Origin of the sequence: Phaeobacter sp. JH20_29 (genome assembly GCF_048056175.1) — a bacterium.
GTDB classification, from domain to species: domain Bacteria; phylum Pseudomonadota; class Alphaproteobacteria; order Rhodobacterales; family Rhodobacteraceae; genus Phaeobacter; species Phaeobacter bryozoorum.
Genome location: NZ_JAYMWO010000013.1, coordinates 347564 through 372836, shown reverse-complemented (window position 1 = coordinate 372836; position 25273 = coordinate 347564). Strand labels below are relative to the sequence as shown.

The following is a 25273-nucleotide window of genomic DNA, read 5'->3' as shown; positions in this document are numbered from 1 at the left end:
AGGTAGGATCGTGCGGGAGATATCAACACACATAGACTTCGATGTATCACCCGGCCCATGACCGCGCGGATCAACTGCTACGGCTACATTAGAAAATCGAAATCTCTATGTCAGTCAGACCACCAGATCGCTGTTAGGCAAATAGATCGTGGGCCAGTTCCAGCGCCTCGATCAGCACGTCGACCTCGTCCTTGGTGTTATACATGGCAAAGGACGCACGACAGGTCGCCGCAACGCCAAGGTGATCCATCAGCGGTCCGGCGCAATGTTGTCCTGCGCGTACCGCGACACCCTTCTTGTCGAGAATGGTCGAGATGTCATGTGCATGTGCCGCGCCTTCCAGGGTGAAGCTGAAAATAGCAGCCTTGTCAGCGGCTTGACCTTGGATATTGACCCAGTTCAGACCGTTCAGCCGTTCGCTGGCATAGGCGGTGATCGCCGCCTCATGGGCTGCGATATTCTCCATGCCGATAGCCATCATGTAATCCAGCGCAACACCCAGTCCGATCATCTGTACGATGCCGGGCGTGCCAGCCTCGAATTTCATCGGAGCGTCATTGTAGATCACCTGATCGCGGGCAACCTCCTTGATCATGTCGCCGCCACCCATGAAGGGGCGCATTTCAGCCATGCGCTCCGGGCGAATGTAGATGGCACCGGAAGAGGACGGCCCGTAGAGCTTATGACCGGTAATCGCATAGAAATCACAGCCCATATCCTGCACATCCACGGGCAGATGAACCGCCCCCTGCGAGCCATCAACCAGAACCGCAACGCCGCGCTGGCGTGCCTCATGGCAGATGGTTTTCACATCAACGATGGTGCCCAAGACATTGGAACATTGGGTAACAGCAATAAGCTTTGTCTTTGGACCGATGGCGTCCAGCACGGCCTGCGGATCGAGGCTTCCGTCGGCTGCTGTCTCCACCCATTTCAGAACCACGCCCTGACGTTCACGCAGGAAATGCCATGGAACGATATTTGCGTGATGCTCCATCACGCTGAGAATGATCTCATCCCCGGCCTGAAGCTGCGGCATGGCCCAGCCGTAGGCGATCGTGTTGATCCCCTCCGTGGTCCCTGAATTCATGACGATGGTATTTTCGTCGCCCGCATTCAGGAACCGTGCAATGGTGCCCCGAACGCTTTCGTATTTCTCGGTCGCTAGATTAGAGAGATAGTGCAACCCTCTGTGAACGTTTGAGTATTCCTCAGAATAGGCGCGCGTAATTGCGTCAATTACAACCTGGGGCTTCTGTGCCGATGCGCCATTGTCCAGATAGGTCAGCGGTTTGCCATTCACCTGACGAGACAGGATCGGAAAATCGGCGCGGATTTTTTGGACGTCATACATGGTCGGGAAGCCCCAGTAGTGCCGGGGCCTGCGCCCCCAAAAGCAGAGAGAGAAGAATGACGATCAAAACCGCCGACATCAGAACCGAGCCGATGGCCCGCCAGATGGATGTAAACTGATGCGCTTCCTTGATAAACAGCAGAAAGATTGCCAGCATCATGAAATTCGCGAGCAAGGCGATCAAGGATGCCGCCAGCGGCAGCACCAGATGCAGCAGCATCACCGCCACCAAAAGCGCGATCTGCACGGCATTCAGCCAGACATTGACCGCCAGAATATCGCTGAACTCCGCCTTGCCGCCAATCCAGCGACCGGTCCAGGTCAGAAGCGCCGTCACGGCCAGATGCAGCGCAAAAACAGCACCGGCATAGTACAGGGGTTGAATGGCGGCCAGTACCGCGATGTTGCCCGGAAGGATCAGATCGGCGAGCTGAAGGATCATCGTGTTGACAACCGCCGTCAACAGCAAGGCAAGAACAAGCACCCGGCGCGGCCAGTCAACGGACAGAAGAACCCGCGCCGCCGCTGTGGGAGCGCTGAAGGTAAGGCCCGCAAGTGACTGATAAGGGATCATTCTTTGCCCCAATACGCCTGAACCATCCCGCTGCCCCAGAACCACAGGAACAGCACAAACCATAGCCCGCCAACCAGATTGAGCTCCAGCCCCGGGCCGATGAATCCCGCGACAAGCCCGTTCAACAGCATCAGCGGACCAGCCGCGAGGAACGCCCAGAACAAGGCCAGACGTGCCTGCGCGCTGTCGCCAGAGCCGCCAAAGATCCGCGCGACGCCATGCGCCAGAAAGGCCACCCCGTAGAGGAGCAGCGGCGCAATGAAGATCAGCGCCAGCAGCGAGCCGCCCAGCAGCATGTTCAGCTCCTGCCCGCTCAGATGCGCCTCACGCGCCCGAGCTGGCATCTGAGCAATGAACGCCAGAGCGCAGCCGGCCATGAGCATGGCCAGCAGCCGATCTTCACGCAGCCCCATGGCCAGACGCCGCGCATAAACCCTGCGCGGCCCCCTGTAGGTGGCAACGATGTCCTGACTGACGGACATCAGCGGCGCCGGGCCAGCCAGCCTTCCAGCCGGTCCACAACGCTTGCCGCAACATCGGCGTCTTCGATCTCCTCAACTGCTTCAGCAAGGAAGGCAAGGGTCATGAGATCGGTTGCTTCAGCCTGAGGAATGCCGCGCGACCGCAGGTAGAACAGACCCTCCTCGTCAATTGCGCCTGAGGTGGAGCCATGCGAACAGGCCACATCATCGGCGTAGATTTCCAGCTCGGGTTTGGCCAGAAACTGGCTGTCGTCATCCAGCAGAAGAGACTGAGAAATCTGATATCCATCAGTCTTTTGCGCGCCTTCCTTGACCAGGATTTTGCCCTGGAAAACACCGGTTGCCCCGTTGCGCAGAACCTTCTTGAAAACCTGGCGGCTCTCACAGTTCACCGCATCATGGGTGATGAAGACGGTGTCATCGTGGTGGAAATCACCATCACCGACACAGGCGCCTGCGATATGCGCGACCGCATCATCGCCGGTCAGTTCAATCACCGCCTCATTGCGCGTCAGCACGCCGTTTACCGTGAGGGTGAATGCCTTGAACACGGATTCAGTACCGAGGCGTGCAAACAGATGCGTTGCAGCCCGGCGCTCATGATCACGCCCCTGCGCCCGCACCAGATGCAGAGACCCGCCGTCGGCAACGTCGATTTCCATACATTTGTTGAACCGAGATGCAGCCGGGCCGTTTTCCAGAATGGTCGCTGATGCCCCGCTTTCAACACGGATCACGTGATGCAGGATGGCGTCTGACTCTTCTGCCGCGTGACGGTAGATCAGATTGACCGGTTTGGACGGGCTGCCGGTCACACGGATGGCGACACCATCGCTGGCAAATGCGGTGTTCAGCGCCGCCAGAGGGCGGGCAACAGGCGTCTGTCCGCGCGCTTCAAGAACGCCGTACAAGTCCTTGGCCCAATGGATATCTTTGTCACAGATATCGGCGATGCGATCAATGCTGATGCCCTCCAGCGACAGATCGTCAGAGGCATCGGCATCAAAGACACCGTCAACGAACACGATCTTGATGCGATCAAATTCGTTGAACATCGGTGCTTCGCCAGCATCAAAAACTGCGGCCTTTGGTGCCACGGCGGCGGTCAGTGTGTCCGGGCGGGTGTATTTCCAGTATTCATCGCGGCGGTTCGGCAGGCCCAGTGTCTGAACCCGCGACAACGCCGCATGGCGCGCCTCGGCCAGACAGCCACCCTCCGGCATGGTCAGCGCCGCCAACCGTGCCTCGGTTTCGCTTTGTTTTCTTTCAGGAGCGGCCATTTACACACCCTCTGCCAGAATATCGGCATACCCGTTGTTTTCGACTTCCAGCGCCAGCTCGGGACCGCCGGTTTTTACGATGCGGCCGTCTGCCATGATGTGAACGACGTCGGGTTTGATGTGGTCCAGCAGGCGCTGGTAATGGGTGATCACCAAGAAGCCGCGGCCTTCGTCGCGCAGGGCGTTCACACCTTCGGCAACCAGTTTCATCGCATCGACATCCAGACCGGAATCGGTCTCATCGAGGATGCACATCTTTGGCTCAAGCATCGCCATCTGTAGGATTTCGTTACGCTTTTTCTCGCCGCCGGAGAAGCCGACGTTGACCGGGCGCTTCAGCATATCGGCGTCGATTTTCAGGGTCTTTGCCTTGGCCCGCACTTCCTTCAGAAAGTCGGAGGCGCTCAGCTCGTCTTCGCCACGCGCCTTGCGCTGCGCGTTTACGGCAGTGCGCAGGAAGGTCATATTGCCGACACCTGGGATCTCGACCGGGTATTGGAACGCGAGGAACACACCTGCGGCGGCGCGCTCTTCCGGCTCCATGTCCAGCAGATCTTCGCCAGCCAGCGTCGCCGCGCCGTCGGTGACCTCATAGCCATCGCGACCAGACAGCACATAAGAGAGGGTCGATTTGCCAGAGCCGTTCGGCCCCATGATGGCATGTACCTTGCCAGCCTCAACGGTCAGGTTGACACCTTTGAGGATCTGTTTGTCCTCTTCTTCAAGTTTGACGTGCAGGTTTTTGATTTCGAGCATTTTTTCCTCGTTTATATCTCTTCGGAGCATCGCCCCGGTTGTTTCTGTGCCCCGTAGGACGAATTCCTTAGCCGATCACTACGGCTGTTCCACTGGCAGAGACCATCAACATGGACTGGCCTACCACCTCGTAATCCAGGTCGACGCCGACAACCGCATTTGCGCCCTTGGCCCGCGCACGGTCTTCCAGCTCTGCCAGCGCGGTCTCGCGCGCGTCCTGCAGCTTACTTTCATAGGCACCGGAGCGGCCGCCGACGATGTCTGTGATCGAGGCAAAGACATCGCGCACCACATTGGCGCCCATGATCGCCTCGCCCACCACGATGCCCTTGTATTCGGCGATCTGGTAACCTTCGACGTTTGGTGTGGTTGTGATGATCATTTTATTGTTTCCTCGCGATGATGCCCAAGGGCCTGCCATTACCCGACAGACCCTTCCAGCGAGATCGCAACCAGCTGCTGCGCTTCCATGGCGAACTCCATCGGCAGCGCCTGCAGCACGTCCTTGCAGAAGCCGTTCACCACCAGGGCCACCGCCTCTTCCTCGTCCATGCCGCGCTGGCGGCAGTAGAACAGCTGGTCGTCATCTACCTTGGAGGTGGTCGCCTCATGCTCCACGCGCGACGAGTTGTTCTTGACCTCGATATAGGGAACCGTGTGCGCCCCGCATTTGTCACCGATCAGCAAGCTGTCGCACTGGGTGTAGTTGCGCGAGTTCTTCGCCTTCGGGTGCATCGACACCAGCCCGCGATAGGTGTTCTGCGCCTTGCCGGCAGAGATCCCCTTGGACACGATGCGGGATTTCGTGTTTTTGCCCAGATGGATCATCTTGGTGCCGGTATCGGCCTGCTGCATGTTGTTGGCGATGGCGATCGAGTAGAATTCGCCCTGGCTTTCCTCGCCGCGCAGAATGCAGGAAGGGTATTTCCAGGTCACCGCAGAGCCGGTTTCCACCTGTGTCCACATCACCTTGGCGCGGTCGCCGCGGCAGTCGGCACGTTTGGTCACGAAGTTGTAGATGCCACCCTTGCCGTTCTCATCACCGGGATACCAGTTCTGGACGGTGGAATATTTCACCTCGGCGTCTTCTTCGATGATGATCTCCACGACAGCTGCGTGCAGCTGCGCGATATCGCGGGCCGGTGCAGTACAGCCTTCCAAGTAGCTGACATAGCTGCCTTTATCGGCAATGATCAGGGTGCGCTCGAACTGACCGGTGTTTTCCGCGTTGATGCGGAAATAGGTCGACAGTTCCATCGGGCAGCGCACACCCGGCGGCACGTAGACAAAGGAGCCGTCAGAGAATACCGCGGAGTTCAGCGTGGCATAGAAGTTATCGGAGACCGGAACCACGGTGCCGAGGTATTTCTTTACCAGCTCGGGGTGTTCGCGGATCGCTTCGGAGATCGAGCAGAAGATGACGCCTGCCTTTTTCAGCTCGGCCTGGAAGGTGGTGCCGACCGAAACGGAGTCGAACACCGCGTCAACTGCGACCTTGCGACCTTCGGCGGGCATGTTTTCAGCCCCCTCGACGCCCGCAAGGATCATCTGTTCTTTCAAAGGGATACCGAGCTTTTCGTAGGTAGCGAGCAGTTTTGGGTCGACCTCATCCAGCGACTTTGGCTTCACCTCCATTGATTTCGGACGGGCATAGTAATACTGGTCCTGGAAATCGATTTCAGGATAGTCGACCATCGCCCAGGTCGGCTCTTCCTTCTGAAGCCAGCGATCATAGGCCTCAAGCCGCCAGTTCAGCATCCATTCCGGCTCCTCGTTCTTTTCCGAGATCAGCCGCACGATATCGGTGGTCAGGCCCTTGGGCGCGTATTCCATCTCGATATCGGTTTCCCAACCGTATTTATAGGCGCCGCCCACCTCGCGGACCGCATCGACCGTTTCCTGGTCAACGCCTTCTTTCACCTGAACATCATCCAATGCTGTCATGGTCATCTCCTGCACTCACGCCACCCGGGCGCGATGTTTCTTTTGTTTGGCGCACCAGCTTTCGGCAAAGCGCAGCACATCCGTTTCTGTTGTGTTCGGCCCAAGCGAGACGCGCACGGCGCTCTGGGCGGTTAACTCGTCATATCCCATGGCGGTGAGCACCGCGCTGGCGCGGACCTTGCCGCTGGAACAGGCGCTGCCGGCGCTGATGGCAAATCCGGCCAGATCCATCTGCATGACCTGGGTTTCGCCCTTCCAGCCCGGCGTGGCAAAACAACTGGTATTGGGCAGGCGCGCCGCTGATGTCCCAACAAAAATAGTGTCAGGGCTGCCCGCTGCAAGGGCGGCCTCCATTGTGTCGCGCAGCTCTGCCACACGTTCCCAGACACCATCCGCCAGCGCCCTTGCCGCAGCTTCCGCGGCCGCTCCGAACCCCGCGATCCCTACGACATTTTCCGTGCCGGAGCGACGCCCCATCTCCTGACCGCCGCCGGTGATCTGCGCCGCCAGATCGGTTCCCCGTTTCAGGACCACCGCGCCCACGCCCTTTGGCCCGCCCAGTTTATGCGCCGAGATCAGCGCCATCGTGGCCCCCATCCAATTGAAGGCGACAGGCAGCTTGCCGAAGGCTTGCGTCGCATCGGTCACCGCCAGCCCTTCGGGCAGCTTCTGGATGACGCCGGTTTCAGAATTGGCCAATTGAACGGAGGAGCGCTGCGGATCAATCACCGCAACAGCGCCATCAGGTGAAACCTGCAAATCCTCGACAGACCAGGACCTTACGGCGTCATGCTCAACTGCTGCACCATGCAGATCGCGGCCGCTCATTGCCAGCGCGGCCCCTTCTGTCGACCCGGAGGTGAACACGATATCAGCGCCATCTGCCCCAAAAGCCGAGGCAATCTGCGCCCGCGCGCGTTCAACCAGCGCCTTGGCGGCACGGCCTTCGGCGTGAACGGAAGAAGGATTTCCGCAAACCTCCATCGCGGCAACCATCGCGGCCTTTGCAGCATCGCAAAGCGGCGTGGTGGCGTTATGGTCAAGATAGACACGCGACATCGGCGCTGCGGATCCTTCTGTCTTGTCCCTCGCACCCATCAGGATGCTGTAACGAGGGCGTTCTTAAATCTACGAAACAGCGCAGGCCGCGCCGGGGTTAGAGGGGCGGATATCTCGGGCCGTCAGTCGTCGACCACCGCAAACAGGCTGGGCACCGCCGGACATGGCGCCAGATCGTTCTTGATCACGTCAGACAGGCGGGTCTGATGCAGGAACACATAGACATGGGCGCTCAGCCCTTCCCAGAGGCGGTTGGTCAGCGATTGCGCGCGACTCCCGGACAAGGCACCGGATGCGCCTGCGCCCTTGTGCATCGCATCAACCGTTTCATCAACTGCGCTCAGCACATCGACGATGCGAATGTCAGAGGGCGGATGCGCAAGACGGTAGCCCCCACCCGGACCGCGCACAGAGACCACAAGCCCGCTCCGACGCAGCTTCACAAACAGCTGCTCCAGATAGGGCAGCGAAATATCCTGACGTTTGGAGATATCGCCCAACACCACCAGACTGCCCTCCGGCTGCAAGGCGATATCTGCCAGCGCCACCATTGCATAGCGTCCCTTGGTCGAAAGTTTCATATTTTCAAATCCTCCGACCCTGGCGGCACAGCGAAAAGATTGACCTTGAACGCTGCAATGCGTATCTCAGCGAGACGGCAGCGAAACTTGACCTCTGCCATCAATTAGAACCGTTCTAAGGTGCCTTACGGAATTCGTCAAGTATTCCAGTCGGCATCCCCGAAAATAAGAGTAGGATCCACCCACCCATGCCTGAGGTCATTTTTCCCGGACCCGAAGGCCGCCTGGAAGGCCGCTATCACCCGCAAAAAGAAAAAGACGCCCCGATTGCCATCGTTCTGCATCCGCATCCGCAGTTCGGCGGCACGATGAACAACAAGGTCGTCTACAATCTGCATTATGCGTTCTACAACATGGGCTTTACGGTTCTGCGGTTCAATTTCCGCGGCGTTGGCCGGTCGCAGGGCGAATATGATCAGGGTGTTGGCGAATTGTCCGACGCGGCATCGGCGCTGGATTACCTCCAGTCGATGAACAACAACTCCAAACATTGCTGGGTCGCCGGTTTTTCCTTTGGGGCCTGGATCGGTATGCAGCTGTTGATGCGCCGCCCGGAAATCACCGGCTTCATCTCGGTGGCACCGCCAGCCAATATGTATGACTTCTCGTTTCTGGCGCCCTGCCCCTCCTCGGGTCTGATCATCAATGGCACCGCAGACCGCGTGGCGCCGCCCGCCGATACGGTAAACCTGGTGAACAAGCTGCACGAGCAGAAGGGGATCACCATAACCCATACCGAAGTTGAAGGCGCCGATCACTTCTTCCAGGACCCTTATATGGATCCGATGATCAGCAATGTCTCCGACTATGTGAAACGGCGGCTGACAGAAAGCTCCCGCTGATGAGCACGATCGAGACGCTGGCCCAGAAACTGGCCGCCGACACGCTGAAGGTTCAGGACGCCACTGGCGAAGAGCGCCTTTACATGGAGGTGAGCGAGGTTCTGGGGGCAGCGTCTCAGTCGCTTGAGGAAGCCTTCCTCACTGAAATGCGGGTCCGCCTTGCCGAGCGCAAAGCGCGTGCCTTTCTCAACAGCAAGATCAGCGCCGCCAAGGCCAAGATCGCATCCAGGGCCCCAGAGAATGACTGACCAATCGACGCGGCTTGCCAGCCAGTTCCGTTTCTTGCTGGAGGCGGACAAGCTGCGCCGCGTGGAGCGTCAGAACCTGATCCTGGATGGCTCACGCTGCGAAAACTCCGCCGAACACAGCTGGCACCTGGCGGTTTATGCGCTGGTGCTGGCCCCGTTTGCGCCTGCTGATGTCTCGGTTGAACGGGTTGTACAGATGCTTTTGCTGCATGATCTCGTCGAGATCGACGCAGGCGATCACCCGATTGATGGGGATGTCGACTGGGAGGCGGTTGCCAGCGCCGAAGCGGTGGCCGCAACCCGGCTGTTCTCGCTCCTGCCAGCCGATCAATCAGCTTTTCTGCATGGGCTCTGGCGCGAGTTCGAGGCCAGCCAGACACCTGACGCCCAATGGGCAAAGCGGATTGACCACTGCCAGCCGATTTTCCAGACGCTCTACAACGAAGACGTGCCTGCGGCACATATCGAGGTGGTGCGCGGCAATCTCTTTGGCGGACGCGCTGCGGCCCTGCAGGACGCCTTTCCCGAGGTATTTCACCACGCCGTCGCCCACCTGGAAGGCTTGCAGCCACAGGATGCGCTCACCGCACCCCTCAGCTTCCTAAATGAGGTCGACGGGCTGAAGACGGTCCTGCGCGCAACGACGCTTGCCGATGGCAGCCGCCGCGAAAACTCGGCCGAGCACAGCTGGCATATCATGCTCTATGCCTGGGTGTTGGCCCAGCACAGCCACGCGCCCGTCGACATGGCCAGGGTGCTGCAGATGCTGATGCTGCATGACATCGTGGAGATCGACGCAGGCGATGTGCCGATCCACGCAACCCTGTCGGAGGCTGAACAGGCCGCGATTGCCGCCAATGAACAAGCCGCCGCAGAACGGATTTTCGGCCTGTTGCCCGCCGCGCAGGGCGAGGTCTTTCACCGTATCTGGACGGAATTCGAAGCCGCCGAAAGCCCCGAAGCGATCTATGCCAAGGCGATTGACCGGGTACAGCCTGTGCTGCTGAACCTGATGTCAGGCGGCGGCAGCTGGCGCGCGTATAATGTCACGCTGGAGCAACTGGAGGCCCGTGTCGGCCACAAGGTCGCCCGTGGGGCACCGGCGGTCTGGGATCATGTGCGCGCTGCTGTCGCTCCCTGGTTTGCCGAAAATACCAGCGCCTGACCCCGGCGCTGCGCGGGCTGGTTCCGCGCGCAGCCCATCCTCAGCGGAGGCCTGATCATGCCACTCCATTATCTCTATCTTGTGCTCGCGGTTGCGGCAGAGACCATTGGCACCACTGCGCTACAGGCCAGTCAGCAATTCACCCGGCTTGGCCCGTCACTGCTGGTGGTGGTCGGCTACGGGCTGGCCTTCTATCTGATGGCCCTGACGCTGCGCCACATGCCGGTCGGGATTGTCTACGCGATCTGGTCCGGCCTCGGGATTTTCCTCATCGCCATCATTGGCTGGGTCGTCTTTGGCCAACGGCTTGATTTGCCAGCGGTTCTGGGGCTGCTGTTGATCCTTGCCGGGATTCTGGTGATCCATCTGTTCTCCAGCACAACCGGCCACTGACGGCGCAACCGGCGCGTCACCGAATGGCCGCACGCAGCCGGACGACCCACCGGATCGCCCCTGCGCGCGCAAAAAGATGTATTTCCTCTGGTCTTTGGCCAACGATCACGCTATGCGCGCGTCAACTTCCTTACAAAGGCTGACGTCATGGACCTGCGCAACATTGCGATCATTGCTCACGTGGACCACGGGAAAACCACCCTGGTTGATGAGCTTCTGAAACAATCCGGCGCCTTCCGCGAAAACCAGGCTGTGGCGGAACGCGCCATGGACAGCAACGATCTGGAACGCGAGCGGGGCATCACAATTCTGGCCAAGGCCACTTCGGTGGAGTGGAACGGCACCCGGATCAACATCGTCGACACTCCCGGCCACGCCGATTTCGGCGGCGAGGTCGAGCGGATCCTGTCGATGGTCGACGGGGTGGTGCTGCTGGTTGACGCCGCCGAAGGCCCGATGCCGCAGACCAAATTCGTGACCTCCAAGGCGCTGGCCCTTGGTCTGCGCCCGATCGTGGTTGTGAACAAGGTCGACAAGCCCGACGGCGAGCCTGACCGCGCGCTGGATCAGTGTTTCGACCTCTTTGCCAACCTTGGTGCAGATGATGATCAGCTGGATTTCCCGTCCATGTATGCCTCCGGTCGCGCCGGTTGGGCCGACATGGAGCTGGACGGCCCGCGCAAGGATCTTTCTGCGCTGTTTGACCTGATCGTCAAACACGTCCCCGCCCCAAAGCAGATCGAGCAAAAAGGCGAGCCTTTCCGTATGCTGGCAACCACGCTGGGCGCGGATCCTTTCATGGGCCGTATTCTGACCGGTCGCGTTGAATCCGGCACCCTGAAGGCTGGCGACAGCCTCAAGGCGCTGAGCCGTGACGGTGAGCTGATCGAGAACTTCCGCTGCACAAAAGTGCTGGCGTTCCGTGGCCTCGGTCAGCAGGCCATCGACGTGGCGGAGGCCGGCGATATCGTCTCCATCGCGGGGATGACCAAGGCCACCGTGGCCGACTCGCTGGTGGATACCTCGGTGACCGAAGCGCTGCCCGCCCAGCCGATTGACCCGCCGACCATCACCGTGACCTTTGGCATCAACGACAGCCCGCTGGCCGGTCGCGATGGCAAAAAGGTTCAGTCCCGTGTGATCCGTGATCGCCTGATGAAGGAAGCAGAATCCAACGTCGCGATCCAGATCTCCGACACCCCCGGTGGCGAAGCGTTTGAGGTGGCCGGTCGCGGCGAACTTCAGATGGGTGTTCTGATCGAAAACATGCGCCGCGAAGGCTTCGAGCTGTCGATCTCGCGCCCGCAGGTTCTGTTCAAGGAAGAAGACGGCGTTCGCATGGAGCCCGTCGAAGAGGCCACCATCGACGTTGACGATGAATACTCCGGCGTTGTGATCGAGAAACTCACCGGCCACCGCAAAGGTGAACTGGTCGAGATGAAGCCCGCAGGCGCTGGCAAGACCCGCATCATCGCGCATGTCCCCTCACGCGGTCTGATCGGCTATCACGGCGAGTTTCTGACCGACACCCGCGGCACCGGCGTTCTGAACCGTGTGTTCCACGGCTGGACCCCGCACAAAGGGTCCATTCCCGGCCGTCGCGCTGGTGTTCTGATCTCCATGGAGAACGGCACCTCGGTGGCCTACGCCCTGTGGAACCTCGAAGAGCGCGGCAAGATGATGATCGGCGCACAGGAAGACGTCTACACCGGCATGATCATCGGCGAGCACAGCCGCGACAATGATCTGGAAGTGAACCCGCTGAAGGGCAAGAAGCTGACCAACGTCCGCGCCTCCGGCACCGATGATGCCGTACGTCTGACCACGCCGATGAAGCTCTCGCTGGAAGAGGCGATTGCCTATATCGACGATGACGAGCTGGTAGAGGTAACCCCGAACTCCGTGCGTCTGCGCAAGCGCTACCTGGATCCGCATGAGCGCAAGCGGATGGCCCGCGCCAACGCCTGATCCTGACAGTTCAGCTGGAAAAAACAAAGGCCGCCCGGCAATATGGGCGGCCTTTTTGCTATCTGCCGCCTGCGTGCTACCCTTTGCAAAATCAGGCGTTTAACCAGGGAGAGACAGCATGCGCAAGCTACAGGTTCAAGGCGTCCACCACATCACCTTGACCGGCGCTGACCGGCAGACATCCATTGATTTCTGGGAAGGTGTCCTTGGGATGCCCTTCATCTTTGACCAGCCCAATCTGGATGACCCGGACGAGGGGCATCTCTATTTTGATCCCGGCGATGGGCGCCTGATCACCGTCTTCACCAACAAGCGCCGTACAGCTGACCGTCGCCGCACCCCGACGGAGCCGGGATGCGTCCATCATCTGGCTTTCAACGTCTCAAAGGCGACATTTGCCCAGGCGGTCGAGCGGCTGGACGAACGCGGCATCGGGCATTCAGGACCAAAGGATCGGGGATTTATGGAATCGATCTACTTCAAGGACCCGATGGGGCTTCTGATCGAGCTTGCCTGCTATAAATTCGAACCGCCAATGGGATGCTCCCACGCCGATGTGATGATCACCGCCCATCGTGTCCGGGTGGCCGCAGGGGACGCCCATATTCAGGAGATCCATCTGGCCGAGGCGATTGAGCAGCTTGTTCAGCAGCGCCAGCCCTCGCTGTCGGATAACCGCGCGCCACGCGATCCCTATTGATCGACCGGCCGGGCTGGCGCAAATGAAAAAAGAGCGGCCAGAAGCCGCTCTTTCATCGTTCCTGGCGGCATCGTCCCTTAGGGGATCCGACGCGCAGGTATGTCGCGCTCATTCGGTGATTTCGACCACCATCAGCTCCCGCTCGGAGGCGTCGCGCGCATGGCTCAGCGCCTCCTGGTATTCTGGGCTGTTGTAGCAATCCACCGCCGCATCGACGCTGGGAAAGCGGGCTACCACATTGCGCGGGCGTTCCTTGCCTTCCAACTGTACAAACCGACCGCCACGGGCAATGAACTGCCCTCCGTGTTTGGCAACGGCCGGTCCCGCCAGCTCGGCGTATTTGCCGTAGGCCTCGGCATCGGTGACGGTAACATGCGCAATCCAGAGTGCGGGCATCTGAGCCTCCTTTGGTGATGATCTTCCCGGCAGCTTAGGCAGATTGCGGGAAAGACCAAGGTTTTTTTGACCAGTTGGTCAGCCTGCCAGCAAAGCCTCGGCCGCCTTGATCGCCTCTTCGGCGCCGGAGAAATCCTTGCCGCCGCCCTGCGCCATATCGGGACGACCACCGCCGCCCTTCCCGCCAACAGCCGGAACCGCCGCTTTCAGCACATCTACGGCAGAGATCTCGCCGGTCAGATCGTCGGTGACACCCGCGGCGACCGCGACCTTGCCGTCATCATTGGCAATCAACAGGATCACGCCTGAGCCGATCTTTTGCTTGTGGGCATCTATCAACCCGCGAAGATCCTTGCCAGAGACGCCTTCCAGCGCCTGCCCGAGGAAGGTTTTACCGCCGATTTCCTTGGTTGCGGATCCGCCTGCCGCGCCGCCGCCCATGGCGACCTGCTGTTTCAGCTGGGACACCTCATTCTGCAACGCCTTGCGTTCGTCCATCAAGGCTTTCAGGCGGTCCATGACTTCGGCCGGCTGGGCCTTCAGGACGCCTGCAACCTCGGCCATACGGCCTGCTTCACGCTCCAGATGCTGCACCGCTGCCGCACCGGTCAGCGCCTCGATCCGGCGCACGCCGGCTGAGGAGGCGCTATCGCCCAGAATGACAAAGGTGCCGATGTCACCGGTCTGCTTCACATGGGTGCCGCCGCACAGCTCAATCGAATAGGTATCGCCGTCCTGACCCTTACCCGTCGCTGCGCGGCCCATGGAGACAACGCGGACCTCTTCGCCGTATTTCTCGCCAAACAACGCCTGCGCACCTAGCGCGCGCGCATCATCCGGGGTCATGATCCGGGTCGAAACCGGCGTGTTCTGACGAATGAAATCGTTCACCTCGGCGCCGACCTTGGTCAGTTCCTCTGCGCTCATCGCCTTGTTATGGCTGAAGTCGAAGCGCAGCCGGTCCGCAGCATTGAGCGAGCCCTTCTGCGCGACATGCTCGCCAAGCGCGTTGCGCAGCGCCTCGTGCAGCAGGTGGGTGGCCGAGTGGTTGGCGCGGATCTTGCTGCGGCGGTCGTGATCCACTTCCATCGCAGCACCCTGCCCGACGGCGATGTCGCCCTCGGTCACCTCGGCGATGTGCAGGAACAGCCCCTCTACTTTCTTGGTGTCGGTGATGCGGGCTGCACCGCCCTCAACGGTCAGGACGCCACTGTCGCCAACCTGACCGCCGCTTTCACCGTAGAACGGCGTCTGGTTCAGGATGATCTGCACCGTGTCGCCCTTAGCGGCGGTTTGGAGCTGAGCACCGTCCTTGACCATGGCCATGATCTGACCTTCAGCCTTCTCGGTCTCATAACCCAGAAAGTCGGTGGCACCGACCGCGTCAACAATGTCGAAATAGACCTTCACATCCGCCGCTTCGCCAAGACCGATGCCGCCAGCACGGGATTTCTCCTTCTGCTCCTTCATCGCCGCATCAAAGCCATCGGTATCGACCTCGATCTCCTTGGCGCGCAGGGCGTCCTGAGTGAGGTCGAGCGGGAAGCCATAAGTGTCATAGAGCTTGAACGCAGTCTCACCCGGTAGGACGTCGCCCTTGTCCAGATCGACCGAGGCTTCGTCCAGCAGTTTCAGGCCACGGTCCAGCGTTTTGAGGAAGCGGGTTTCCTCCTGCTCGAAGGTTTCTTCGATCAGCGCCTGGCCTTGGCCAAGCTCAGGATAGGCGGCACCCATCTTCTGCACCAGCGATGGCACCAGCTTGTGCATCACCGGATCGGTGGCGCCCAGGAGCGAGGCGTGACGCATCGCCCGGCGCATGATCCGGCGCAGCACGTAACCGCGACCTTCGTTCGACGGCAGCACGCCTTCGGCAATCAGGAAGGAGCAGGAGCGCAGGTGATCCGCTATCACCCGGTGATGCACGTTGTGATCCCCGAATGGGTCGGTGTTCGTCGCGTTCGCGGACGCCTCGATCAGCGACTTGAACAGATCCGTTTCATAGTTGTCATGGGTGCCCTGGAGCAACGCCGCGATCCGCTCCAAACCCATACCGGTGTCGATAGACTGCATCTCAAGATCGACCATTGAGCCATCGGCGAATTTCTCGTTCTGCATGAAAACGAGATTCCAGATCTCGATGAAACGATCGCCGTCTTCCTCCGGCGAGCCCGGAGGGCCGCCCCAGATGTGGTCGCCGTGGTCGTAGAAGATCTCGGTGCAGGGACCGCAGGGACCGGTGTCGCCCATCTGCCAGAAGTTGTCAGAGGTCGCGATGCGGATGATCCGCTCCTCCGGCACACCCATCTTTTTCCAGATCTCAAAGGCTTCGTCATCGGTGTGATAGACGGTGGTGTAGAGCCGGTCCTTCGGAATATCGAATTCCTTGGTGATCAGCTCCCAGGCAAAGGGGATCGCTTCATGCTTGAAATAGTCGCCAAAGGAGAAGTTGCCGAGCATCTCGAAAAACGTGTGGTGGCGCGCGGTATACCCGACGTTGTCGAGGTCGTTGTGCTTGCCGCCGGCGCGCACGCATTTCTGCGCTGTGGTCGCGCGCTTGTAGTCGCGGGTTTCCACGCCGGTAAAGCAGTTCTTGAACTGCACCATGCCCGAGTTGGTGAACATCAGGGTCGGGTCGTTGCGGGGCACCAGAGGGCTGGAGTCAACCACCTCATGCCCCTGTTTGGCAAAGTAGTTCAGGAAGGTGGAGCGAATATCATTGAGCGTCGGCATAATCGGGATCTCTCGGCTGGCTGTCTCAGCGGTTCGGGAAGATGTATCCGGCCCCAGTGAGCCTGTCCAGCGCTGCGGTGCGGAAAGGCGCCGTGAAACCCGCATGAAAAAGGGCGCGGAGTGATCCACGCCCTGATTTGATCAGATTTTTCAGCCTGCGCCGGTGTTTATCGAGCAACCGCTGCCCTTTTCATCACCCGGCAAGAGGCGTCATCAGCCTTGTGTCAGGCTTCCAGAATATCGTCATCGGCGCCGTCAGGACGGTGGAACTCCAGCCCGTGCGCCGCGCGGATCTTATCCTCAATATCATAGGCGATATGGGGGTTCTCTCGCAGGTATGTCTTAGCGTTTTCACGCCCCTGCCCGATCCGTTCATCGCCATAGGAGAACCAGGCCCCGGATTTCGCGACAACACCAGCCGCTACGCCCAGATCCAGCAGTTCGCCCATCTTGGAGATGCCTTCGCCATACATGATGTCGAATTCAACCTGTTTGAACGGAGGCGCCACCTTGTTCTTCACGACCTTGACGCGGGTTGCGTTGCCGACCACCTCGTCACGGTCCTTGATCGCGCCGATGCGGCGGATGTCCAGACGCACCGAGGAGTAGAATTTCAGTGCGTTACCACCGGTCGTAGTTTCCGGCGAGCCGAACATCACACCGATCTTCATGCGGATCTGGTTGATGAAGATCACCATACATTTGGAGCGGCTGATGGAGCCGGTCAGCTTGCGCATCGCCTGGCTCATCAGGCGAGCCTGGACGCCCACATTGCTGTCGCCCATGTCGCCTTCCAGCTCCGATTTCGGAGTGAGGGCTGCCACGGAGTCCACGATCACCATGTTCACCGCGCCGGACCGCACCAGAGTGTCCGTGATTTCCAGGGCCTGTTCGCCGGTGTCGGGCTGCGAGATCAGCAGCTCATCAAGGTCAACACCCAGTTTCGCCGCATATTGCGGGTCCAGCGCATGTTCCGCATCCACAAAGGCGCAGACGCCACCGTTCTTCTGCTGCTCTGCAATGCAGTGCAGAGTCAGCGTTGTCTTGCCCGAGCTTTCGGGACCGTAAATCTCGATAATGCGGCCCATCGGCAGACCGCCAATGCCAAGCGCAATGTCCAGCCCCAGCGATCCCGTTGAAGAGGCCTCAATCTCGGCCAGGGGATTACCATCGCCCAGCTTCATGATCGAGCCCTTGCCAAACTGCCGCTCAATCTGCGCCAGAGCGCTGTCCAGCGCCTTTTGTTTGTCGCCGCTCTTCTTATTGTCTTTCATGGTCAAAAGATCCGCCATAGTCCCTTGTCCCTTTCTATGTGTCACACCCGCGACCGGGCGGCAATCACTGCTTTGTTCGCCTCTTGTTCTATATGAGATCAAAAAGAGAACATTGCAACGGAAATCTTACATGATCACTCCCATACCGATCTGGTGGCCAAGAGGGTTAAGAGAGTGTTATCCAAGGGAGACACCGATCATTTGCTGCGGAAATTTCACGCTATGCTCATCTTTTTCAAGGAACGGCTGGCTCTGCTGAGCGTGCCCAAAACCGGGACAACCGCCTATCACGCCGCTCTGGCCAGCCGTGCCGACATGGTGTTTGCCAATCCGCCGCAGCTGAAACACGCGCCGGTCTATCGCTACAATCGCTGGATTCGCCCGATGCTGGCAAAGGTCTGTGACGCCGAGATGGAGCTGGTTGCCGTCATGCGTGAACCTGTCAGCTGGCTGGGCAGCTGGTACCGGTTTCGTCAGCGCGACGATCTGCGCGATCATCCCAACAGCACCCAAACCATCAGTTTTGACGATTTTCTGCGAGACGCCTGCAAGGGCAAGCCGCCAGCCCATGCCGACGTCGGCAGCCAGGCGAAATTCCTCGAGCCGCAGCCCAATGGCTGCGCGGTCACTCATCTGTTTCGCTACGAGGCCCCAGAGGCTCTGCAGTCATTTCTACAGGAGCGGCTACAGACCCGCATCGACCTGCCCAGACTGAATGTCAGCCCGAAAGCGCAGTTACGCCCAAGCGAGGCAGCGCTGGAGATTGTCCGACGTAAACGCGCGGCGGAGTTCGACCTTTATGACAGCCTGACCTAAGAGACACGCGGGCGACCGGCCAAAAGGGGCGACAGACGCCACCCCGGGCCGCTCCGGGGGGACTGCCTAGTGTAGCTGCTCATGGACGGTTTCGGTCAGCTGGTTCAGCGAGAAGGGTTTGGGCAGGAACACCGAGTTCGGCACCGATGGCTCTGCCTCGCCAAAGGCCCCCTCGGCGTAGCCCGAGACAAAGACGACGCGGGTGTCGGGCCGTGTCTTCAGCGCCTCACGCACCCAACTCGGCCCATCCATTCCCGGCATCACCACATCGGTGACAAAGACATCAACGGTCAGACCCGGATCTTCGAGTGTGCGCAGCGCGTCCTCAGCGGATTCGGCTTCGAGAACCGTATAGCCGCGCATCCGCAGAGCCCGCGAGGCAAAGGCCCGCACCGGCGCTTCGTCTTCGACCAGCAGAACAACCCCCTCGCCGTGCTGTGCCGCAACCGGTTTGGCAGCTGGGTTCACGGTGACTGTGGCTTCTGGTTCGGGCTGCGTGTTGACAGGGAAGAACAGAGTGAACTGAGTCCCCTGATCCTTGATCGAGTCGACAAAGATGTAGCCGCCCGTCTGTTTGATAATCCCATAGGCGGTTGAGAGACCCAGACCGGTCCCCTCACCTGTCCGTTTGGTGGTATAAAACGGCTCGAACACCTTCTGCAGCTTATCCGGCGCGATACCGACCCCCTCGTCGGAGACTTTGACAGTGACCCAGTCACCGGCGGGGACCACCGCACGGTTGCGCTCCAGCGGTTCATCCAGAACCACCGCTTCGGTCTCGATACGGATCTCGCCGCCCTGTGGCATCGCATCACGTGCGTTCACCACCAGGTTCATCAGCACCTGCTCCAGCTGCCGTTTGTCCGCGCGGATCGACCGCATCACCGGATCATGGCTGAGCGTCAATGTCACCTTCTCACCAACCAAGCGATTCAGAAGATGGGTCAGATCCGACAGGGTATCGCGAACATCCAGCACTTCGGGCTGCAGCGTCTGCTTGCGTGAGAAGGCCAGGAGCTGGCTGACCAGAGCGGCCGCGCGGTTGGCATTCTCGTGGATCTGGATCAGGTCGCCGAAATCCTGGTCGCCCTGATCGTGCCGCAGCAGCAGCAGGTCGCAATGCCCGGAGATGGCTGTCAGCAGGTTGTTGAAATCATGCGCCACACCGCCGGCCAACTGACCAATCGCCTGCATCTTCTGGCTTTGAACGAACTGCGCCTCAAGCGTCTTCAGCTCGGTGGCATCGTTCAAGACCGCAATCAGAACGGTCTCACCCTCTTCGATCACACGGGTGAGTGTCACCTGAACAAAGACTTCCTTGTCACGGCGGGTGAGACGCAGGAATTCGGATTTATGCGAGGCCTGGCCCTCGGCGGTATCGCGCAGCCAGTCCGACATCGGACGGCCAAGTCCATCCATCAGCTGGCCGATATTCAGGTTGCCGCAGGAGCTGATACCAAGCAGGTGCATCCCCATCTTATTCGCCGAAAGCAATGTTCCCTTGGGATCCACCTTGACGAAGGGAACCGGCAAGCTCTCGAGCGAGGCCTGACCGACCGAGGCTTCGCTGGCATCCAGCTGCAGAAAATACAGTTCGCTCCGCCCCTGGCTGCGGTTCTTCTCGCAGACCAGAACCTCGATCAGCCCGCTTTTGGTGCTCATCGTGTTGATCTGCCCGGACAGCACCGGCAGCGAGGGGAAGAGACGATCAGTGGATTTGACCCGTTCCCCGATCAGGCTGCGCGCGGCTTCATTCATGAACAGGACGGCGCCGGTCCGGCCAATGGTCAGCATCGGGATCGGCACCGCATCGGCACCACGGCTGGTTGTTGGACGATCGGTGATTTCTTCGACCCGCCACAGAAAGCTGCCGCCCTGCATCTGATGGACCGCCAGCCGCACATGGCCGCGTCGCGTCACGATATCCTCGCGCGCCGCGCCATCGACACGCGCGCGGCTCTGCATCCGAAAGAGCACGGCCGAAGGATTGGCCAGGATGGACCGCAGCGTCCCTGCCAGCGTTTCGGTATCAACATCGGCAAAACGCTTGCGAGCGGCCCCGTTCGAAGCATGGATCATACCGTCATCGTCACAAACGAAGGTTGCGGTCGCATCCTTGTCGATAAAGCCGGTAAGAAGCGCTGTCGCCACCGCCCGTGCGCGCAGACGTGTGCGGGCCTGTATCAGCATCATCAGGGCCACCGCAATCAGCGTCAGGCCAACCGTGACCAGCCCGCGGGTGATCCAGTCCGGGGTCTGTAGCAGCCAGGGCGCCGTGATGACCATGGCCGACAACAGCAAAACCGCCGCCAGACGAGCGTGTTCTGGCGTGTAGACGCGCAATTGGGGAACGGGTGAAGCTTGGCGACCGTTCATTGCGGCTCCCTCGATGAATTGATCTGCTTATATCGAGACGAATTAAGTTAAAACTGCGTTAAGAATGCAGCGTATGGCTTGCATATAGCGTGGTCAATCGTCGCCCAAACGGACCATCACGGCAACATAGAAACCGTCGGTTCCATTGTGGACCTGCCAGCCGTGATCCTGTTGCAACTGCCAGCCCGGGTTCTCGGCTAGAAACCGATCCACCTGCGCGCGGTTTTCCACATCCAGCATCGAGCAGGTTGCATAGGCCAGCACACCGCCTGCGCCGACCAACTGGCTGGCATCGCTGAGGATCTGCGCCTGGATCCCGCAGAGCTCATCCAGTTTCTCCTGCGTGAGCCGCCACTTGCCCTCGGGCGCACGCCGCCATGAGCCGGAGCCGGAACAGGGCGCGTCGCAGAGCACCAGATCAAAGGGCGCGCGGGCTTCCACGTCATCGGGCGCGAGCAACGTGATGGCGGCTCCGGCACGCGCAGCACGGGTCGGGAGATCCTTCATCCGCTGAGGCGCGATGTCATGAGCAAAGACATCCAGACTGGCCCGGGCCGCCATGGCCAGGCTCTTGCCGCCGCCGCCTGCGCAGAAATCAAGGACGCGCAGGCCATCCGCCAGCGGCAGTGCTTCGATCACCGCCTGGCTTGCCGCGTCCTGTAACTCGACCAATCCGTTTGTGTAGGCATCGCTGTTGCGCAGCTTGCGAGCGCCTTCGGTCACACAGAGGGCCGTGGCCGCCGCCGGATGTGGTTCAGCAAGGATGCCCTCTTCCGCCAGCCGCGCAATCGCTGTGGCCCGATCAGGATGGCTGCGGTTGACGCGCAGATGCACCGGGGCCCGCTCCTGCAATGCGCGTGCCGCAGTCTCGGCGGCGCTGCCAAGGCTGGCTTCAAATGCAGGCCAGAGCCAGTCGGGCATGTTCAGCTCTTCAGCCTGCCCCATCTGCGGCGCGGTCTGCAACAGCGCCTGTTCGGCGGCGTCCAGCGGCGCCGGTGCGTGGCCCACGCCGGTGAAGATATCGGCCGGATCAACCTCTTCTGCGCGCAGAGCCCCCAGCATCAGCTGTCGACCGGTCGTATTGCCGTCAGAGACAGGTGCAGCACCACCGCCGCCACCAAGGGCTGCATAGGACCGCAGGCTGCGCAGCGCGTCAAAAACATGATCCCGCACCGCTGCCCGGTCCTTGGACCCCGCAAACCGGCTCCGCCGCGCCCAGGCCGTCAGCTCCTTCTCGGCAGGCTGTCCCGTCAGGATCTGATCAAGGATCTCAATCGCGGCCTGACGGCGGGCAGCCGGGGTCATACCCCGGCCTCTGGGTGATGGCGGTTGGTCATGGCGACGATGGTCATCGGGGGATCTCCCTGGCTGGCTCAGCCAATACGGTAGTTCGGGCTTTCGCGGGTGATCTGCACGTCATGAACGTGGCTTTCCTTCAGACCAGCGCCGGTGATGCGAACAAATTCGCAGTTCTTGCGCATCTCGTCGACCGTGGCACAGCCGGTGTAGCCCATGGCGGCCCGCAACCCGCCAACCAGCTGATGGATCACCGCCCCGGCCGAGCCTTTATAGGCCACCTGCCCTTCGATGCCCTCCGGCACCAGCTTGTCGCTGGCCGCATCCTTCTGGAAGTAGCGATCCGCAGACCCCCGCGCCATTGCGCCAAGCGAACCCATCCCGCGATAGGATTTGAACGAGCGCCCCTGATACAGGATCACCTCACCGGGGGACTCATCCGTGCCCGCAATCATCGAACCGACCATCGCGCAGGACGCCCCTGCCGCGATCGCCTTGGCAAAATCGCCGGAGAATTTGATGCCACCGTCGGCAATGATCGGAATATCACCGGCAGCGCCTGCGCAATCCATGATCGCGGTCAGCTGCGGCACCCCGACACCTGCCACCATACGTGTGGTGCAGATGGAGCCGGGACCAATGCCGACCTTCACGGCATCCGCACCAGCATCAATCAGCGCCTTGGTTGCGGCGGCTGTGGCGACGTTGCCTGCCACGACCTGCACCTTGGAGGACAGCGCCTTGATCCGCTTCACCGCGTCGATGACGCCTGCCGAATGGCCATGGGCCGTATCCACAACGACGATATCAACACCTGCATCAATCAGCGCCTCGGAACGGGCAAAGCCGCTGTCGCCGACCGAGCTGGCCGCCGCGACACGCAGGCGCCCCAGATCATCCTTGCAGGCGGTGGGGTTCAAAACCGCCTGTTCAGTATCCTTGAGTGTCAGCAGACCTGTCAGCTTGCCAGCCTTATCGGTGACCAGCAACTTTTCGATGCGACGCGCCTTCATCATCGACTTGGCCTCTTCCAGCTCGGCCGGCTCATGCAGCAGCGCGAGATTGTCAGAAGTCATCATCACCGAAACCGGCGTATTGTCGTCAGTGGCAAAGCGCATATCGCGGTTGGTCACGATGCCAACCACACGGCCGTCATTGTCCACAACCGGGAAACCGGTGACGCGGTAGCGCTCCTGCAGAGCCTTGGCATCCGCCAGGGTCTGATCGGCGGTCAGGGTGATCGGGTTGTAGACGATGCCGCTCTCGAAGCGTTTCACGCGGCGCACCTGGCGGGCCTGCTCTTCGAGGTCGAGATTCTTGTGAATGACACCCATGCCGCCGGCCTGCGCCATGGCGATGGCCATACGCGACTCTGTCACCGTATCCATGGCAGAGCTGAGCAGCGGTATGTTAAGGGAGATGCCACCGGTCACCCGCGTGCGGGTATCCGCAGTGCTCGGCAGAACGCTGGACGCAGCCGGTACCAGAAGAACATCGTCGAATGTGAGAGCCTCACGAATCTGCATTTGTCATCCCCATGCATAACCCCGTTTGGCGATGACCCTATGGCACAGAAGCCGAAGGGGGAAAAGAGGCCGAACCGGAAAATCGGAAGAATTGCGCGGGTTTCTCTTGCCGGTGACGAACGGCCCTTGGCGTGGCTCTACGCCCCGCCTGCGCGTCCGCACACCCGTCGCCCGGCTGATCTGTATCAAGGCAGGCCCGCCGCCAATCCGCCACCAAGGGCGCGCGGACAGAGCAAACAGGAGACCCCGATGATTTACCCGCTATCCGGCATTGTTGTTCTTGACCTCACCCATGTTCTGGCAGGTCCCTATGCCTCGATGACGCTCAAGGATCTCGGCGCAAGAGTCATCAAGGTGGAGCGACCGGGCCTGGGTGATGATACCCGTGCATTCCCGCCCTTCAAGGACGGCGAAAGCGCCTATTTTGCCACCATCAACCATGGCAAGGAAAGCATCGCGCTGGACCTGCGCGCCGAGGAAGATCGCGGTATCTTCGATCAGCTGCTGAACGAGGCCGATGTGATCCTCGAGAACTTTCGCCCCGGCGTGATGGAGCGGCTGGGCTACGGCTGGGAGGCGTTGCACACCCGGTTTCCCAAGCTGGTTTATGGCGCCGTCTCGGGCTTTGGTCACAGCGGGCCTGACCGGCTGCGCCCGGCCTACGACATGGTGGTGCAGGCGCGCGGGGGTGTGATGTCGATCACCGGCGAGCGCGACCGCGAACCGGTTCGCGTCGGCGCCTCCATCGGGGATATCGCGGCTGGCATGTTTCTCTGTCAGGGGGTTCTGGCCGCGCTTTATGCGGTGCGCGGCGGCGCGCCGGGGCAGAAAGTGGATATCTCGATGCTCGACAGCCAGCTTGCGCTGCTGGAACATGCAGTGGCGATCACCTCCGTAACGGGTCAGCCGCCGCGTCCTTCGGGCGCCCGCCATCCGTCGATCACCCCGTTTGAGACCTTTCACGCCAGCGACGGTTTGTTCGTGATTGCTGCCGGGAATGACGCGCTCTTTGCCACCCTCTGCACCGCGCTGGAACTGCCGCTGGCCAATGATCCGCGCTTTGCCGACAATCAGTCGCGCTGTGAAAATGCCCGTCTCCTCAAACGGTTGATCGAGGCGGTCACGCTGGATCAGCCGGCGAGCCACTGGATCGACCTGCTTCAGCGCGCAGGTGTGCCCACCGGCCCGATCCAATCGGTGGCCGAGGTAATGCAGGACCCGCAGATCCTGGCGCGCAATATGCTGGTGGATGTCTGCGACAAGGACGGCACACCGAGGTTCAAGGCCGCAGGCAATCCGGTCAAACTCTCCGAGCTGCCCGATGCAACGACCCGCAGGCCCGCCCCGAAACTGGACGAAGACCGGGCCGACATCCTGCGCTGGCTGGCTGCGACTACGGGCGAGTCTCCGGCACGGACCCCTTAGATCGCCGTGACGCCGCCAAAGGGGCGCCAGTTTTGAGCAAATGCGCTCAGAAATGACGCCCGGAGACCGCAAAATGACGCGCGCCGCC

Annotated in this window: 23 protein-coding genes; 8 read left to right on the top strand and 15 right to left on the bottom strand. The window is 60.6% G+C overall.

Features of this window, described 5'->3' with window-relative positions; genetic code table 11:
• Positions 1-133: 133 nt before the first annotated feature.
• From VWZ85_RS11505 to VWZ85_RS11465, 9 genes are all read right to left on the bottom strand, one after another.
• Positions 134-1354 (bottom strand): cysteine desulfurase, encoded by a 1221-nt coding sequence (locus VWZ85_RS11505; protein WP_416588338.1) that lies wholly within the window; start codon positions 1352-1354, stop codon positions 134-136.
• Complete coding sequence (locus VWZ85_RS11500; RefSeq protein WP_340545551.1) at positions 1347-1928, bottom strand: YIP1 family protein; 582 nt, start codon at positions 1926-1928, stop codon at positions 1347-1349. Before VWZ85_RS11500 ends, VWZ85_RS11505 begins: the two co-directional genes overlap by 8 nt.
• On the bottom strand, positions 1925-2410 hold the full coding sequence (locus tag VWZ85_RS11495) for a YIP1 family protein (protein ID WP_340545550.1): 486 nt from the start codon (positions 2408-2410) through the stop codon (positions 1925-1927). The genes VWZ85_RS11500 and VWZ85_RS11495 overlap by 4 nt, the downstream gene beginning before the upstream one ends.
• A complete protein-coding gene (sufD, locus tag VWZ85_RS11490; protein ID WP_340545549.1) occupies positions 2410-3690 on the bottom strand; it encodes a Fe-S cluster assembly protein SufD in 1281 nt (426 codons plus the stop codon). Before sufD ends, VWZ85_RS11495 begins: the two co-directional genes overlap by 1 nt.
• Positions 3691-4446: a Fe-S cluster assembly ATPase SufC gene (sufC, locus tag VWZ85_RS11485; RefSeq protein ID WP_340545548.1), complete on the bottom strand. Its 756-nt coding sequence runs from the start codon at positions 4444-4446 to the stop codon at positions 3691-3693.
• Positions 4447-4513: 67 nt separating this feature from the next.
• Positions 4514-4828, bottom strand: coding sequence for a heavy metal-binding domain-containing protein (locus VWZ85_RS11480; RefSeq protein WP_014874650.1), 315 nt, complete (start codon positions 4826-4828; stop codon positions 4514-4516).
• A 38-nt stretch (positions 4829-4866) separates the two neighbouring features.
• Positions 4867-6390 (bottom strand): Fe-S cluster assembly protein SufB, encoded by a 1524-nt coding sequence (sufB, locus tag VWZ85_RS11475; protein WP_340545546.1) that lies wholly within the window; start codon positions 6388-6390, stop codon positions 4867-4869.
• Between the two features lie 15 nt (positions 6391-6405).
• Positions 6406-7449 carry a cysteine desulfurase family protein gene (locus VWZ85_RS11470; protein WP_416535947.1) on the bottom strand — a complete coding sequence of 348 codons (1044 nt, stop codon included), beginning with the start codon at positions 7447-7449 and terminating at the stop codon, positions 6406-6408.
• A gap of 122 nt (positions 7450-7571) precedes the next feature.
• Entirely contained in the window at positions 7572-8030 is a 459-nt protein-coding gene (locus VWZ85_RS11465; RefSeq protein ID WP_340545544.1) for an Rrf2 family transcriptional regulator, read from the bottom strand.
• A gap of 188 nt (positions 8031-8218) precedes the next feature.
• Between VWZ85_RS11465 and VWZ85_RS11460 the strand changes: the two genes are divergently transcribed.
• From VWZ85_RS11460 to VWZ85_RS11435, 6 genes are all read left to right on the top strand, one after another.
• Complete coding sequence (locus VWZ85_RS11460) at positions 8219-8872, top strand: alpha/beta hydrolase (protein ID WP_340545543.1); 654 nt, start codon at positions 8219-8221, stop codon at positions 8870-8872.
• Entirely contained in the window at positions 8872-9120 is a 249-nt protein-coding gene (locus VWZ85_RS11455; RefSeq protein ID WP_416535948.1) for a hypothetical protein, read from the top strand. Before VWZ85_RS11460 ends, VWZ85_RS11455 begins: the two co-directional genes overlap by 1 nt.
• Positions 9113-10285 carry an HD domain-containing protein gene (locus VWZ85_RS11450; protein WP_416588335.1) on the top strand — a complete coding sequence of 391 codons (1173 nt, stop codon included), beginning with the start codon at positions 9113-9115 and terminating at the stop codon, positions 10283-10285. The genes VWZ85_RS11455 and VWZ85_RS11450 overlap by 8 nt, the downstream gene beginning before the upstream one ends.
• 57 nt (positions 10286-10342) lie before the next feature.
• Entirely contained in the window at positions 10343-10678 is a 336-nt protein-coding gene (locus VWZ85_RS11445; RefSeq protein ID WP_340545540.1) for a DMT family transporter, read from the top strand.
• A gap of 147 nt (positions 10679-10825) precedes the next feature.
• Positions 10826-12646, top strand: a complete 1821-nt coding sequence (gene typA / locus VWZ85_RS11440; RefSeq protein ID WP_340545539.1) for a translational GTPase TypA — start codon at positions 10826-10828, stop codon at positions 12644-12646.
• 118 nt (positions 12647-12764) lie between these two features.
• On the top strand, positions 12765-13346 hold the full coding sequence (locus tag VWZ85_RS11435) for a VOC family protein (RefSeq protein WP_416588334.1): 582 nt from the start codon (positions 12765-12767) through the stop codon (positions 13344-13346).
• Positions 13347-13454: 108 nt separating this feature from the next.
• On the opposite strand, the gene VWZ85_RS11430 is transcribed toward VWZ85_RS11435, so the two are convergent.
• The 3 genes from VWZ85_RS11430 to recA form a co-directional block, all read right to left on the bottom strand.
• The gene (locus VWZ85_RS11430; RefSeq protein ID WP_340545537.1) at positions 13455-13742 is read right to left on the bottom strand and encodes a DUF1330 domain-containing protein; all 288 of its coding nucleotides are present in this window, start codon (positions 13740-13742) and stop codon (positions 13455-13457) included.
• A 78-nt stretch (positions 13743-13820) separates the two neighbouring features.
• Positions 13821-16472, bottom strand: coding sequence for an alanine--tRNA ligase (gene alaS, locus VWZ85_RS11425; protein ID WP_416588333.1), 2652 nt, complete (start codon positions 16470-16472; stop codon positions 13821-13823).
• Positions 16473-16696: 224 nt separating this feature from the next.
• Positions 16697-17764: a recombinase RecA gene (gene recA / locus VWZ85_RS11420; RefSeq protein ID WP_340545535.1), complete on the bottom strand. Its 1068-nt coding sequence runs from the start codon at positions 17762-17764 to the stop codon at positions 16697-16699.
• Between the two features lie 204 nt (positions 17765-17968).
• Between recA and VWZ85_RS11415 the strand changes: the two genes are divergently transcribed.
• Positions 17969-18562, top strand: a complete 594-nt coding sequence (locus VWZ85_RS11415; RefSeq protein ID WP_416588332.1) for a gamma-glutamyl kinase — start codon at positions 17969-17971, stop codon at positions 18560-18562.
• A gap of 66 nt (positions 18563-18628) precedes the next feature.
• Here VWZ85_RS11415 and VWZ85_RS11410 read toward each other — a convergent pair whose 3' ends face one another.
• From VWZ85_RS11410 to guaB, 3 genes are all read right to left on the bottom strand, one after another.
• On the bottom strand, positions 18629-20938 hold the full coding sequence (locus tag VWZ85_RS11410; protein ID WP_340545533.1) for an ATP-binding protein: 2310 nt from the start codon (positions 20936-20938) through the stop codon (positions 18629-18631).
• Between the two features lie 93 nt (positions 20939-21031).
• Positions 21032-22243, bottom strand: a complete 1212-nt coding sequence (locus tag VWZ85_RS11405) for an RsmB/NOP family class I SAM-dependent RNA methyltransferase (protein ID WP_416588330.1) — start codon at positions 22241-22243, stop codon at positions 21032-21034.
• 68 nt (positions 22244-22311) lie between these two features.
• The gene (gene guaB / locus VWZ85_RS11400; protein WP_340545531.1) at positions 22312-23760 is read right to left on the bottom strand and encodes an IMP dehydrogenase; all 1449 of its coding nucleotides are present in this window, start codon (positions 23758-23760) and stop codon (positions 22312-22314) included.
• Between the two features lie 249 nt (positions 23761-24009).
• Here guaB and VWZ85_RS11395 point away from each other — a divergent pair, with 249 nt between their 5' ends.
• Entirely contained in the window at positions 24010-25185 is a 1176-nt protein-coding gene (locus VWZ85_RS11395; RefSeq protein ID WP_416538736.1) for a CaiB/BaiF CoA transferase family protein, read from the top strand.
• Positions 25186-25273: the final 88 nt, after the last annotated feature.

Coding starts and splice junctions, on each gene's coding strand:
- VWZ85_RS11405 (WP_416588330.1), bottom strand. CDS start 22,243: ATGACCCCGGCTGCCCGCCGTCAGGCCGCGATTGAGATCCTTGATCAG.
- VWZ85_RS11460 (WP_340545543.1), top strand. CDS start 8,219: ATGCCTGAGGTCATTTTTCCCGGACCCGAAGGCCGCCTGGAAGGCCGC.
- VWZ85_RS11450 (WP_416588335.1), top strand. CDS start 9,113: ATGACTGACCAATCGACGCGGCTTGCCAGCCAGTTCCGTTTCTTGCTG.
- sufD (WP_340545549.1), bottom strand. CDS start 3,690: ATGGCCGCTCCTGAAAGAAAACAAAGCGAAACCGAGGCACGGTTGGCG.
- sufB (WP_340545546.1), bottom strand. CDS start 6,390: ATGACAGCATTGGATGATGTTCAGGTGAAAGAAGGCGTTGACCAGGAA.
- VWZ85_RS11500 (WP_340545551.1), bottom strand. CDS start 1,928: ATGATCCCTTATCAGTCACTTGCGGGCCTTACCTTCAGCGCTCCCACA.
- VWZ85_RS11410 (WP_340545533.1), bottom strand. CDS start 20,938: ATGAACGGTCGCCAAGCTTCACCCGTTCCCCAATTGCGCGTCTACACG.
- VWZ85_RS11435 (WP_416588334.1), top strand. CDS start 12,765: ATGCGCAAGCTACAGGTTCAAGGCGTCCACCACATCACCTTGACCGGC.
- VWZ85_RS11505 (WP_416588338.1), bottom strand. CDS start 1,354: ATGTATGACGTCCAAAAAATCCGCGCCGATTTTCCGATCCTGTCTCGT.
- VWZ85_RS11495 (WP_340545550.1), bottom strand. CDS start 2,410: ATGTCCGTCAGTCAGGACATCGTTGCCACCTACAGGGGGCCGCGCAGG.
- VWZ85_RS11395 (WP_416538736.1), top strand. CDS start 24,010: ATGATTTACCCGCTATCCGGCATTGTTGTTCTTGACCTCACCCATGTT.
- guaB (WP_340545531.1), bottom strand. CDS start 23,760: ATGCAGATTCGTGAGGCTCTCACATTCGACGATGTTCTTCTGGTACCG.
- VWZ85_RS11430 (WP_340545537.1), bottom strand. CDS start 13,742: ATGCCCGCACTCTGGATTGCGCATGTTACCGTCACCGATGCCGAGGCC.
- sufC (WP_340545548.1), bottom strand. CDS start 4,446: ATGCTCGAAATCAAAAACCTGCACGTCAAACTTGAAGAAGAGGACAAA.
- VWZ85_RS11415 (WP_416588332.1), top strand. CDS start 17,969: ATGCTCATCTTTTTCAAGGAACGGCTGGCTCTGCTGAGCGTGCCCAAA.
- VWZ85_RS11455 (WP_416535948.1), top strand. CDS start 8,872: ATGAGCACGATCGAGACGCTGGCCCAGAAACTGGCCGCCGACACGCTG.
- recA (WP_340545535.1), bottom strand. CDS start 17,764: ATGGCGGATCTTTTGACCATGAAAGACAATAAGAAGAGCGGCGACAAA.
- VWZ85_RS11480 (WP_014874650.1), bottom strand. CDS start 4,828: ATGATCATCACAACCACACCAAACGTCGAAGGTTACCAGATCGCCGAA.
- VWZ85_RS11445 (WP_340545540.1), top strand. CDS start 10,343: ATGCCACTCCATTATCTCTATCTTGTGCTCGCGGTTGCGGCAGAGACC.
- VWZ85_RS11470 (WP_416535947.1), bottom strand. CDS start 7,449: ATGTCGCGTGTCTATCTTGACCATAACGCCACCACGCCGCTTTGCGAT.
- VWZ85_RS11465 (WP_340545544.1), bottom strand. CDS start 8,030: ATGAAACTTTCGACCAAGGGACGCTATGCAATGGTGGCGCTGGCAGAT.
- typA (WP_340545539.1), top strand. CDS start 10,826: ATGGACCTGCGCAACATTGCGATCATTGCTCACGTGGACCACGGGAAA.
- alaS (WP_416588333.1), bottom strand. CDS start 16,472: ATGCCGACGCTCAATGATATTCGCTCCACCTTCCTGAACTACTTTGCC.